This window comes from Streptomyces sp. NPDC001717, assembly GCF_042892775.1.
Lineage (GTDB): Bacteria > Actinomycetota > Actinomycetes > Streptomycetales > Streptomycetaceae > Streptomyces.
Genome location: NZ_JBIAUK010000044.1, coordinates 48,334 through 59,063 on the forward strand (window position 1 = coordinate 48,334; position 10,730 = coordinate 59,063).

At 72.3% G+C, this 10,730-nt stretch carries 13 protein-coding genes and 1 pseudogene; 7 read left to right on the forward strand and 7 right to left on the reverse strand.

What is annotated here, in order from left to right:
* The first annotated feature begins 295 nt into the window (after positions 1–295).
* From ACFYZL_RS37710 to ACFYZL_RS37725, 4 genes are all read left to right on the forward strand, one after another.
* The gene (locus ACFYZL_RS37710) at positions 296–1,720 is read left to right on the forward strand and encodes a short-chain fatty acyl-CoA regulator family protein (RefSeq protein ID WP_388685407.1); all 1,425 of its coding nucleotides are present in this window, start codon (positions 296–298) and stop codon (positions 1,718–1,720) included.
* A gap of 52 nt (positions 1,721–1,772) precedes the next feature.
* Positions 1,773–2,114: a hypothetical protein gene (locus ACFYZL_RS37715; protein WP_388685409.1), complete on the forward strand. Its 342-nt coding sequence runs from the start codon at positions 1,773–1,775 to the stop codon at positions 2,112–2,114.
* A 272-nt stretch (positions 2,115–2,386) separates the two neighbouring features.
* On the forward strand, positions 2,387–2,614 hold the full coding sequence (locus ACFYZL_RS37720; RefSeq protein ID WP_384753696.1) for a CbtB-domain containing protein: 228 nt from the start codon (positions 2,387–2,389) through the stop codon (positions 2,612–2,614).
* Positions 2,615–2,628: 14 nt separating this feature from the next.
* Positions 2,629–3,489, forward strand: coding sequence for a CbtA family protein (locus ACFYZL_RS37725; RefSeq protein WP_388685412.1), 861 nt, complete (start codon positions 2,629–2,631; stop codon positions 3,487–3,489).
* 81 nt (positions 3,490–3,570) lie between these two features.
* On the opposite strand, the gene ACFYZL_RS37730 is transcribed toward ACFYZL_RS37725, so the two are convergent.
* Both ACFYZL_RS37730 and ACFYZL_RS37735 read right to left on the reverse strand, forming a co-directional pair.
* Positions 3,571–4,863, reverse strand: coding sequence for an MFS transporter (locus tag ACFYZL_RS37730; protein ID WP_388685415.1), 1,293 nt, complete (start codon positions 4,861–4,863; stop codon positions 3,571–3,573).
* On the reverse strand, positions 4,860–6,227 hold the full coding sequence (locus ACFYZL_RS37735) for a GH1 family beta-glucosidase (RefSeq protein WP_384753704.1): 1,368 nt from the start codon (positions 6,225–6,227) through the stop codon (positions 4,860–4,862). The genes ACFYZL_RS37730 and ACFYZL_RS37735 overlap by 4 nt, the downstream gene beginning before the upstream one ends.
* A gap of 224 nt (positions 6,228–6,451) precedes the next feature.
* Here ACFYZL_RS37735 and ACFYZL_RS37740 point away from each other — a divergent pair, with 224 nt between their 5' ends.
* Positions 6,452–6,961, forward strand: a complete 510-nt coding sequence (locus ACFYZL_RS37740) for a GNAT family N-acetyltransferase (RefSeq protein ID WP_388685419.1) — start codon at positions 6,452–6,454, stop codon at positions 6,959–6,961.
* A gap of 133 nt (positions 6,962–7,094) precedes the next feature.
* Positions 7,095–8,021, forward strand: a complete 927-nt coding sequence (locus ACFYZL_RS37745) for a Rieske 2Fe-2S domain-containing protein (protein WP_388685422.1) — start codon at positions 7,095–7,097, stop codon at positions 8,019–8,021.
* 14 nt (positions 8,022–8,035) lie between these two features.
* On the opposite strand, the gene ACFYZL_RS37750 is transcribed toward ACFYZL_RS37745, so the two are convergent.
* From ACFYZL_RS37750 to ACFYZL_RS37760, 3 genes are all read right to left on the reverse strand, one after another.
* Positions 8,036–8,284, reverse strand: coding sequence for a DUF5133 domain-containing protein (locus ACFYZL_RS37750; protein ID WP_388685425.1), 249 nt, complete (start codon positions 8,282–8,284; stop codon positions 8,036–8,038).
* Positions 8,184–8,615 carry a TraR/DksA family transcriptional regulator gene (locus tag ACFYZL_RS37755; RefSeq protein WP_388685427.1) on the reverse strand — a complete coding sequence of 144 codons (432 nt, stop codon included), beginning with the start codon at positions 8,613–8,615 and terminating at the stop codon, positions 8,184–8,186. Before ACFYZL_RS37755 ends, ACFYZL_RS37750 begins: the two co-directional genes overlap by 101 nt.
* 109 nt (positions 8,616–8,724) lie before the next feature.
* On the reverse strand, positions 8,725–8,949 hold the full coding sequence (locus tag ACFYZL_RS37760; RefSeq protein WP_384753718.1) for a DUF6480 family protein: 225 nt from the start codon (positions 8,947–8,949) through the stop codon (positions 8,725–8,727).
* Between the two features lie 329 nt (positions 8,950–9,278).
* Between ACFYZL_RS37760 and ACFYZL_RS37765 the strand changes: the two genes are divergently transcribed.
* Positions 9,279–9,689, forward strand: coding sequence for an ATP-binding protein (locus ACFYZL_RS37765; protein WP_384753721.1), 411 nt, complete (start codon positions 9,279–9,281; stop codon positions 9,687–9,689).
* Positions 9,690–9,725: 36 nt separating this feature from the next.
* Here the strand turns inward: ACFYZL_RS37765 and ACFYZL_RS37770 are convergent, their stop codons facing one another.
* Both ACFYZL_RS37770 and ACFYZL_RS37775 read right to left on the reverse strand, forming a co-directional pair.
* Positions 9,726–10,496, reverse strand: coding sequence for a DUF72 domain-containing protein (locus ACFYZL_RS37770; RefSeq protein WP_384753723.1), 771 nt, complete (start codon positions 10,494–10,496; stop codon positions 9,726–9,728).
* A 138-nt stretch (positions 10,497–10,634) separates the two neighbouring features.
* Positions 10,635–10,730: pseudogene (locus ACFYZL_RS37775) on the reverse strand (lytic transglycosylase domain-containing protein); the annotation flags it as partial.

The window sequence follows — 10,730 nt, forward strand, 5'->3', positions numbered from 1 at the left end:
TCTGCCAACGTCCCGTCCCTGACGACGAGAGATTGGCACTCTGTGCCGTGATAGGGACTGCGGCTGCCGGAACCACACACGCGAAGGCGCGAGTTGAGCCCTCTGTGTCCGCCCGGCCGTTCGAGATCCGGTGGGCCGCACGTCAGACTCTGACAGCGGCACGCAGTGCCATCAATGAGGTACATCTGCCAACTTCTGCGAATCTTCCGCGGCACAATTGCCAAGCTTGCGAAGCTCGGGATCGGCGGATTCGTGCGTACGCTGAACCACTGGCGGGCGAGGTCGAAGGAGCCAGGTGAGCAAGACGTACGCGGGTGCGCGGCTGCGGCGGTTGCGCGAGGAGCGCCGGATGAGCCAGGCCGAGCTGGCACGCGTCCTGGCCATCTCCCCCAGCTACCTGAACCAGATGGAGCACGACTCCCGGCCCCTCACCGTGCCCGTCCTGCTGCGGCTGACCGAGGCGTTCGGCGTGGACCCCGGGTTCTTCTCGGAACGCGACACCAGCCGCCTCGTCGCCGACCTGCGCGAGGCCCTGGCGGGCGAGATCGCCGCGGCCCGCGTCTCTCCCTCCGACCTGGCCGAACTGGCCACGCGGATGCCCGCGGTGGCCGCGGTCCTGCTGGACCTGGGCCGGCGCGGCCACGTACTGGCCGAACGGCTCGCGGACACCGCCGACGGCCGCAACGGAGGCCCGGCCGCGCCGCGTTCACCGCACGAGGAGATCCGCGAGTTCTTCTACCGCCGCCAGAACTACCTCCACGACACCGACCTCGCCGCCGAGACCCTCGCCCAGGAGATCGGCATCCGCCCCGGAGAGGTCATCCGGGTGCTCTCGCAGCGCCTCACCGAGCACCACGGGATCCGGCTCGTCGCGGACTCCGACCGCCTCCACCACTTCGACGGCACGTCCCGCGTCCTGCACCTGTCCAGCCGGCTCCGCCCGGGCCAGCAGGCGTTCCGCATGGCCACCCAGCTCGCCCTGGTCGAGTACGGCGGCGAGCTGGACCGGCTCGCCACCGAGGACTTCGCGCCCGGCTCCCCCGCCCACGGCCTGGCCCGCATCGGCATCGCCAACTACTTCGCCGCCGCGCTGATCCTCCCGTACCGGGCCTTCCACACGGCGGCCGAGAAGTTCCGCTACGACATCGAACGGCTCACCGACCACTTCGGCCTCGGCTACGAGACCGTCTGCCACCGCCTGAGCACCCTGCAACGCCCCCGGCTGCGCGGGGTCCCGTTCTCCTTCGTCCGGGTCGACAGGGCCGGCAACATGTCCAAGCGGCAGTCCGCCACCGGATTCCACTTCTCCCGGGCCGGCGGCACCTGCCCGCTCTGGAACGTGTACGAGGCCTTCGCCGCGCCCGGCCGGATCCACGTCCAGGTCGCCGCCATGCCCGACGGACAGCGGTACTTGTGGACCGCCCGGGCCGTCACCCGGCACCGTGGCGGGTGGGGCGAACCCGGCAAGACCTTCGCCATCGGTCTGGGCTGCGAGATCCGCCACGCGCCCCGGCTCGTGTACTCGGACGGCCTCGACCTGGACAACGCCGCCGCGGCCACCCCGATCGGCATGGGCTGCCGGCTCTGCGAACGCCTGGACTGCCCGCAACGCGCGGTCCCGCCCCTCGGCCGAACCCTGGCCGTCGACGAGAACAGCAGCACGTTCGTCCCCTATCCCGTGTCTCGGGACGAAGGCCGGAAGTCGTCCGGCCGAGCTTGAGGTGGGGTTCCTTGCGCCCTCGCCGGCTATCGTCGCCTCGACGAGGGGAGGCATGGAAGACGTCTTCGATCTGACCGGAACGCCACCACAGGGGTGGATGCACGCACTGTTCGGTGCCGGACCGTACGCCGAAGACGTCGGCCGGTGCGTGCCCGGGCCGCCGGCGCCGCCGGTCGTCGCGGTTCCGCTTCCCGAAGGCGGGGAGTTCGCATACCGGTTGGTGACGGTCGGCTCCTGGTCGGCGCCGGATGACCCGATCGCCGTCTACGACGACACGGGCCTGCGAGCGCCCGAGCCGCCCCTGTCGGAGCAGGAGAAGTCCTGGCTCCCTCGTCGTGCCGAACGGCGGTCCGGGGCGGCGGTGAGGCGCCCGCGACAGCCGGACGGGCGGTGACGCCGCGGGCACGGTTCGAGGAGGACACGGCCGCGCTCGCCTGTGATCAAGGACTCATCCGCTTGGTGCGACGGCGCGCCGGGCTGTAGCGTCACGCCGACATCTGCACATAGCGACGACGGCGAGACGGAAGCCCGGTGTGAATCCGGCATGGTCGCGCCACTGTGTGCTGCGACGACACCTCCAGGGGTGGCGGTCGCGGCGAGTCAGACCCTCGGACCGTCGTTCCGCACCACCACATGGGACGCGTTGTTCCCCGAGGAGGTTCCACCATGGCCGAGGCCCTCGCCCCCGCCGCCATTCCCACCCCCGCCGTCTCGCCGTCGGCTCCGCTGCCGGTGAAGGCCGTCCTGCCCTGGGCGCTGTTCGTCGGTCTCCTGATGCTCGTGGCCCTGTACTTCGTCGGCGCCGAGCAGGGTGCCACCGCCGTGTTCTCCGGTGAGGGCGTGCACGAGTGGGTGCACGACGGCCGTCACCTGCTCGGCTTCCCCTGCCACTGAGAGGCGCACGCACCATGTACGCCTCCACCGTCAGAGGTCTCCTGGTCCGCGGCATGCTCGCGGGCCTGATCGCCGGACTGTTCGCCTTCGCCGTCGCCTACGTGGTCGGTGAGCCCCCGGTCCGGGGCTCCATCGCCGTCGAGGAGGCCGCGGCCGCCAAGGAAGCCGCCCCCGCGGCCGGGCAGGACGCCGGGCACGAGGCCGGTCACTCCGGTCACGGCGCCGCCGCCTCCTCCGCCTCCGCCTCCGCCGAGGAAGAGGAAGAACTCGTCAGTCGCCCCGTGCAGTCCACCGTCGGTCTCGCGACCGGTGTGCTGGTCTACGGGGTGGCGCTGGGCGGCATCGCCTCCCTCGCGTTCTCCTTCGCCCTCGGCCGCGTCGGCGGGTTCAGCCCCCGGGCCACGGCGGCGCTCACGGCGGCGGGCGCCTTCGCCACCGTCTACTTCGTGCCGTTCCTGAAGTACCCGGCCACCCCGCCGGCCGTCGGCAATCCCGACACCATCGGACAGCGCACGACGTTGTTCTTCCTGATGATCCTGCTCAGCGTCCTGCTCGGCGTCGGCGCGATCATCCTGGGACGGCGACTGGCACCGCGCCTGGGCAACTGGAACGCCACCCTGACGGCGGGCGCCGGCTTCGTCGTCGCCACCGCCCTGGCCTTCCTGGTCCTCCCGGACAACACCGACGCCGTCAAGCCCGAGTTCCCCGCGGCCCTGCTGTGGGAGTTCCGGGTGGCGTCGGTGAGCGTCCAGGTCGTGATGTGGGCCGTGTTCGGAATCGTCTTCGGCGTCCTCGCCCAGCGGCTCCTGGCCCACCGCACCGACCCCGCCGGTACGGAGGCGGCCGCGCCCCGGCCGGCCCCGGCCCTCGGCTGATCCGCGCACCGGAGCCACCGTCAGAGCCCTGCCGTTCCGGATGTCCGGAGCGGCAGGGCTCTGGCCGTCTCCCGGGCCGGGTCAGGGCACCGAGCGGATGCGGCGCACCAGGACCGAACCCGCGACGGCCAGACCTCCCGCCAGGGCGTAGAGGGCCGTGTATCCGCCGAGGTGGGTGACGACCGGGGCCGCGATGACCGGAGCCAGCACCTGGGGCAGCGCGTTGGCGATGTTGATCACGCCCAGGTCCTTGCCCCGGTCCTCCGCGTTCGGCAGCACGTCCGTGAGCAGGGCGAAGTCCACCGCCGTGTACACGCCGAAGCCGAGGCCGAGGACGAGCGAGGCGACGACCGCGCCGGTCCAGGTCTGCCAGACGCCGAGCAGCAGGGTGGCCGCGGCGATGACCAGCCCCGAACGGATGACGTAGGACTTCCGGCGGCCGCTGCGGTCCGAACGGATGCCGCTGATCACCACGGTGGAGAGCAGGGTGAGCGCGTTGAGCGCCGTGAGGATCAGTACACCGGTGTCGGCGTCTCCCCCGTAGCGCACCGCGTCGGTCAGGTAGTAGAGCAGGTACATGGTGCTGATGGAGTACGACAGGTTCATCAGGAACCGGGTGAGCCAGGCCCAGCCGAAATCGGGGTGGCGGCGGGGATCGATCCAGAAGCCGGTGAGGAAGGTCCGCCACCGGAAGGCCGGCCGGGCTGCGGGGGCGAGCGTCGAGTCGCGGCGCATGACCACGTACGGCACGGCCGCGAGCACCGAGAAGCCCGCGCAGGCCAGGTAGCCCGCGGTGATCCCGCCCGCGACCGTGGCCAGCGCCGTGCCGACCAGGATGCCGACGACCTGGGAGACGCCGAGCCAGCCGCCGACCAGGCCGCGCTGCCGGGGCGGGACCTGGTCGGGGACGGCGGCGGTGAGTGCGGCGAAGGCCGCGTTGAGGGCGAGCTGGACCAGGCACCAGCCCGCGATCACGGCCGTGACGCTCGCCGCCAGGGAGAGGAGGACCAGGCCGGCGGCGCCGCCCGCCACCCCGGCGACCACCCAGGGGATCCGGCGGCCCGCGCGTGCCGTCGTACGGTCGGACAGCGCTCCGAAGACCGGGTTGGCGACCATCGAGACGGCCGCGCCCAATCCCGTCACCAGGGCGAGGGTGGATGCCTTGTGTTCGGGGGCGAGTTGCTCGGCCTGGCGCGCCAGTAGCAGTTGCAGCGGACCGAACCAGCCGACCCACACCCCGATGTTGGCGAGGGACAGGGCGCCCACCCACCGGCCGCCGGGCGCGCTGCCCTGTTCGGCGGGTTCCGACGCTTCCGTTGGTTCCGCCGGCTCCTCGGGTCCCGCGGGTTCCGCGGCCCTCGGCTCGGCGGTCATCTGCCGCTCTTGATCAGGTCGCGGTACCAGGCGTACGACTCCTTGGGCGTCCGTGCCAGCGTCTCGTAGTCGACGTGGACGAGCCCGAACCGCTGCCGGTAGCCCTCCGCCCATTCGAAGTTGTCGAGGATCGACCAGATGAAGTAGCCGCGTACGTCGACCCCCTCGGCCATCGCCTGGTGCAGGGCGCGCAGGTGGCCGTCGTGGTAGGCGATCCGGCGCGCGTCCTCGACCCTGCCGGTGTCCGGGTCCGGCCCGTCTCCGTACGAGCAGCCGTTCTCGGTGATGTACAGGGGCGGCAGCCGGTCGCCGTAGCGCTCGCGCAGGGTGGTGAGCAGCTCGCGCAGCCCGTCCGGAACCACCGGCCAGTCGAAGTCGGTGCGCTCGTACCCCTCGATGTCGCGGATGGCGAAGGGGAGTCCGGAGGGGATCTCGATGCCGCCGAAGGCGGAGGCGGCGGCCGGGGTCGGCGCGCCGACGAGCATCGGGTTGTAGTAGTTGACCCCGTACCAGTCCAGCGGGGCCGAGATCGTCTTGAGGTCCTCCGCCACCGGGCCGGGCAGCAGGGAGTCCAGGCCGTCCGGGTAGGCGCCGGTCAGGATCGGGTCTGCGAAGAGGCGGTTGGTGAGCGTGTCGTACAACTCGGCCGCGGCGCGGTCCTCGTCGCTCTCGCCGGCGGCCCAGACGGGACTGTGCGAGGCGGCAATGCCGATCCTGCGGGCGCCCGCCGCGCGCAGGGCCTGTACGCCCAACCCGTGGGCCAGCAGCTGGTGGTGGGCGGCGGGCAGGGCGTCGAAGACGAGCTGTCGGCCGGGGGCGTGTTCGCCCAGGCCGTAGCCGAGGAGGGTGACCTCGGCCGGCTCGTTGATGGTGATCCACATGGGCACGCGGTCGGCGAGGCGCTCCGCGACCACCGAGGCGTACGCCGCGAACCGCTCGGCGGTGTCGCGCTCCAGCCAGCCGCCCCGCTCCTCCAGGGCGAGCGGGGTGTCCCAGTGGAAGAGGGTGGGCGTCGGGGCGATCCCCGCGGCGCACAGTTCGTCGACGAGCCGGTCGTAGAAGTCCAGCCCGGGGCGGTTGACCGGGCCGTGCCCGTCGGGCAGGACGCGGGACCAGGAGATCGAGAACCGGTAGGCGTCCACACCGAGTTCGGCCATGAGCGCGACGTCCTCGCGATAGCGGCGGTAGTGGTCGGTGGCCACCTCCGCGTTCGAGCCGTCCTTGACTCGCCCCTGCTCCCGGCTGAAGGCGTCCCAGGAGGAGGGACCCCGACCGTCGGCCGTGGGCGAGCCCTCGATCTGGAAGGCGGAGGCGGAGACTCCCCACAGGAAGCCGGCCGGGAACTGGGGTACGGGCACTGTCATGCGGACTCGCTTCGGTCGAGGAGCGCGGATCCCGGGCACGGGTGCGGGGAGGCGCTTCCGGGCGTGCTGCTGACGGAACTTTCGGGTCCCGGGGACCGCCCTGTCAATGGAAAGTGAACAATCCTCAACTTTTGCCGGTGAGACCACTGCGCCCGGAGGCCACTGCCGGATCCGTCGCCTACCGGCCGGCGAGACCCGCGAGCTGGGACCGTAGGCTCCGGGACATGACCGTTCTGTGCGGCAACGCCGTCGAACTCCGGCCCGCCCAGCGCCACCACGTCCCCGAACTGGCGACCATCCGCGCCACCCCCGAGGTGCGGGCCCGCTGGCGCGGTGGCCCCGACCTCGAAGCCGAGGTCGCGGAAGACCTGACGGACCCCGCCACCCACTGCCTGACGATCCACCACCAGGACCGGGTCATCGGCATGATCCAGTGGCACGCCGAGGAAGAGCCCGATTACCGGCACGCCGGCATCGACCTCTTCCTGGACCCCGCGGTACACGGCCGGGGCCTGGGCACCGACGCCGTCGGAACCCTCGCCCGCCACCTCGTCCGCGATCTGGGTTTCCACCGGCTCGTCATCGACCCGGCCGCCGACAACGCCGCCGCCATCCGCTGCTACACGAAGGTCGGCTTCCGGCCGGTCGGCATCATGCGGCAGTACGAACGCGGCGCCGACGGAACCTGGCACGACGGCCTGCTCATGGACCTCCTGGCCGAGGAGCTGAAGTGAACCGAACCCGCGAGGGGTGAGCGTCCGGCAGGACGATCACCCGGACGCTCGTGGCGGAGCAGTCCGGCGCCCGCTGCTCCGTCCGGCGCAACCCGTGCCGCGCCGGTACGCGAAAGCGGGCAGGCTGATCCGCATGGGAACCCTCATCGCCCGTCTCACCGCCGCCGTCCGCGCGGACGGCGGACACGGGGACGGCATCTGCGTCCGGACCCTGAAGGCGCTCGACGCCGTGGCGGACGCCGAGGAACTCGACACGGTCACCGAGCCGCTGGGGCGCGCGGTCCGGGCCCTGCCCCTGGGCCGGCTGCGCGGGCTACTGCACGGTCGCCCCCTCGGTCACCCGCTGCACCCCGCGCTGGTCCAGATTCCGGTCGGTGCCTGGATCTCCGCGGGCGTCCTGGACCTCGTGCCCGGGTCGGAGCGCGCCGCGCGCAGGCTCGTCGCGGTCGGCGTCGTCACCGCCGCCCCCGCGGCGTGGACGGGCTGGGTCGACTGGGCCGAGCTGCACCCGCGGCAGATGCGCACCGGCTTGCTGCACGCCGCGTCGATCGCCGCCGCGGTGGGCCTGTACGGCGCGTCATGGGCGGTGCGCTCGCGAGGCCGCCTCGGTCTGGGGCGCACGCTCGGCTTCGCGGGACTGGCGGCGGTGGGCACCGGGGCCGCTCTCGGCGGGCACCTCGCCTACCGGCAGGCGGTCGGTGCGAACAAGACCGAGTCGGTCGCCCTCGTGGTGACGCCCGGCTGGCACACGCTCGGGTCCGTCGAGGAGTTCGCGACGGGCGAGGGGGTGCGCCGAATGGTCGGCGAGGTGCCGGTGCTGGTGGTCCGGGAATCCCATGACGTCTTCCACGTCCTGGCCGACCGGTGCAGCCACTTCTCCGGCCCCCTCTCGCAGGGCGAGATCGCCGACGGCTGCGTGACCTGCCCCTGGCACGGCTGCGTCTTCCGCCTCTCCGACGGCTGGAACGTGGGCGGGCCGGCCACCGCTCCACAGCCGGCGTTCGCCACGCGGACCGACGGTCACGGCAACCTTCAGGTGCGCCTGCCCGCGGCCGGCTGACGGCCCTCGGGACTTCATCCCTGCCGGGACAGACGGCGTTCCGCCGCGGCGACGGCCGCCTGCGGTGCGGGCCGTCCCCCCATGAGGACGCACAGGGTGTACGCGGCGCGGTCCATGACCTGTCGGTGGCGGAGGCGGGTGAGGGCCCGGGGCCCTTGCTGTTCAAGCAGAGCGCGTCGTCGCGTCGGGGTCGGAGCCGGCACAGCGGACACAGGTGGTCGCTGCCGGTCGGATCTCCAGACGTTCGGGGGGAATCGTCCCACCGCAGCCCTCGCATCGTCCGTACTCGCCTCGTTCGAGTCGTTCCAGAGCCCGGTCCAGCTCTTCCAGGTGTTCTCGCGCCTGCGCCATGAGAGCGGCGACATGGGCCCGCTCGAAGGCCGTGGTGCCCCCTTCGGGATCGTGCTCGTCGTCGACGGCGACCAGGGCGTTCGCTGCGACGATCCCGGCGAAGTCACGGCCCAGCGCGGCCAAACGCGCGAAGGTGTCCGCGCGGTCGGCCGCGAGGCGGTCTCGGACGGTGGAGGAGGCGGCTGCGGAGGCGGAGGCGGACGGACCGGGCTCTTCTCGACCGTGTCGTGACGCATCATCCATGCCTCGACAACGCTGACCCGCGGATACCGATTCCCCTTGCTCCGGCCCGCGCCGCAAACGGCGGAGAACCCGAGCGGACCACCCGGGCGAGACGCCCTCCCGGTCCCGCTCAGACGTTCAACATGATGGCGTAGGCCAGGAAGAACAGGGCACAGGCCAAGGCCACCAGGCAGATCACCAGGAGGGGGCCCTTGGCCCAGCCGCGCGTGAGCGGCCGGTAGGGACCTGCGCCGGTTCCGGTGCTCGACTCACCGGGCGGCGTCTCGCCGGGCGGCACCCCTGGGTTGGGTCGAGTCGTGTTGCGGCGCTCGGGGTCTGGAATGCGTGCGGACATGTCCGCCTCCTTCCCTTTTGCCGGCAGGTCGGCCGGACTCGTCCGGCGCCTACCCACCACGTGCCACCCCCATCACACGGGTGCGCGGGTCGGTCTCTGCCGCACTACCACCGCTGCGGACCGTGGCACCCGGCCCCTGCGCCTCCAGCCCCCTTGGCAGGCGTACGGCGGCGGGTCGAGGAGGCCGTGATGAGCAGCAACCGGTGCCACTGCCTCGTCTCCCCCAGCGAAGCGGTCCGGCACGTGCGGCCTCTGCCGACGCGTACGCCGTACGAGCGCGGGCAGGGGCGAGCTACAAGGCACAGCCGCCCACTGCTCAGGGATCGATCATGGGCCCACCGCCATCCCCTCCCGCATTCCGCCACCGTGAACTCGTCTTCGGCTCCGAGACGGGGGCGGCATGTGGCGCGGGGATCGCCTGGGTGCGTCGGACCCTGGACGACTGGCACCTGCCCGCCGAGGGCGGCGACGCCGTCCTGGTCGCCGCGGAGCTGCTCGCCAACGCCGCCGACCACGCCGGCGGCATCCTGCGACTTTCCCTCGAACACCACGGCACTCTGCTGCAGATCGCCGTCACCGATCCCAGCCCCGAGCCACCGCACATGGGTGAACACCGGCCCCATGCCATCAGGGGGCACGGCCTCTTCATCGTCGACCGCCTCACCCTGAGCTGGGGAAGCCGGAGGGAGGGCGCCGGCAAGACGGTCTGGGCCGACCTACCGCTCCCCTCCCCCTCCTGACCGGCCATGGTTCGCAAGGGCCGTGGAGTGCCGCGGTCACGCGTGTCGGGGCTGTCTCACGGAGGGCCGGCGAGCCGGCTCGGATGCCGCCACGAGCCGGAGGAACGCCCGTGCGTCGGCCACGGCCGCTCCGCCCGGATCGTTGTTGAAATAGGCGAAGACGTCCGCGTCACGGGGCCAGGTCTCGGCGATCCGTTCCGCCCAACTGCGCAGAGCGGTCCGTCCGTACCTCGGCCAGGGCTGGGCGCGGCCCTCGTGAAAGCGGAGGTAGCCCCAATCGGCGGTGCGCCACAGCGGTGTCACGGGCCGGGATCCCCGGTCCGCCCAGCACAGGGCCGCGCCGCGTTCGGTCAGCACCGAACGCACCTCCGCACTCCACCACGACTCGTGACGGGGCTCGACGGCGACCCGGACCCCGGCGGGGAAGCAGGCCAGGCAGCGGTCGAGCGCCTCCGGGTCCCCTCGCAGCGTGGGCGGGAGTTGCAGCAGGACCGGACCGAGCCGGTCCGCGAGGGAGGCGGCGTGCCCCACGAGTCTGTGGACGGGCTCGGCCGGGTCACGCAGACGCTTGATGTGGGTGAGGAAGCGGCTCGCCTTCACGGCCATCAGGAAGCCGGGCGGGGTTCGTTCGCGCCATTGGGCGAAGGTTTCCGGTGACGGCAGGCGATAGAAGGCGTTGTTGCTCTCCACGGTCCGGAAGTGGCGTGCGTACTCCTCCAGCCACAGGCGCTGGGGCCGGTCCGGGGGATAGAAGACGCCCGACCAGTCCCGGTACTGCCACCCGGAGGTGCCGACGATCACGGCCATACCGTGCGCCTGCCCCTGGGCGGCCCGTCCACACCCGCCCGGCGCGTCCGGACCGCATACGCAAAAGACGCTCGGCGGGGGTTCCCTGCCGAGCGTCTTCGTGCGTGTGCTGCGCGTGCTGCGCGTGCTGCCGCCGGTCTAGTACCAGTGGTTGGCGGACCAGAAGTTCCAGGCCTCGACGGGGCTGCCGTAGCGGGAGTTCATGTAGTCCAGGCCCCACTTGATCTGGGTGGC

Coding starts and splice junctions, on each gene's coding strand:
- ACFYZL_RS37725 (WP_388685412.1), top strand. CDS start 2,629: ATGTACGCCTCCACCGTCAGAGGTCTCCTGGTCCGCGGCATGCTCGCG.
- ACFYZL_RS37770 (WP_384753723.1), bottom strand. CDS start 10,496: ATGGCCGTGATCGTCGGCACCTCCGGGTGGCAGTACCGGGACTGGTCG.
- ACFYZL_RS37715 (WP_388685409.1), top strand. CDS start 1,773: ATGGAAGACGTCTTCGATCTGACCGGAACGCCACCACAGGGGTGGATG.
- ACFYZL_RS37735 (WP_384753704.1), bottom strand. CDS start 6,227: ATGACAGTGCCCGTACCCCAGTTCCCGGCCGGCTTCCTGTGGGGAGTC.
- ACFYZL_RS37755 (WP_388685427.1), bottom strand. CDS start 8,615: ATGGATGATGCGTCACGACACGGTCGAGAAGAGCCCGGTCCGTCCGCC.
- ACFYZL_RS37760 (WP_384753718.1), bottom strand. CDS start 8,949: ATGTCCGCACGCATTCCAGACCCCGAGCGCCGCAACACGACTCGACCC.
- ACFYZL_RS37720 (WP_384753696.1), top strand. CDS start 2,387: ATGGCCGAGGCCCTCGCCCCCGCCGCCATTCCCACCCCCGCCGTCTCG.
- ACFYZL_RS37765 (WP_384753721.1), top strand. CDS start 9,279: ATGGGCCCACCGCCATCCCCTCCCGCATTCCGCCACCGTGAACTCGTC.
- ACFYZL_RS37740 (WP_388685419.1), top strand. CDS start 6,452: ATGACCGTTCTGTGCGGCAACGCCGTCGAACTCCGGCCCGCCCAGCGC.
- ACFYZL_RS37745 (WP_388685422.1), top strand. CDS start 7,095: ATGGGAACCCTCATCGCCCGTCTCACCGCCGCCGTCCGCGCGGACGGC.
- ACFYZL_RS37730 (WP_388685415.1), bottom strand. CDS start 4,863: ATGACCGCCGAGCCGAGGGCCGCGGAACCCGCGGGACCCGAGGAGCCG.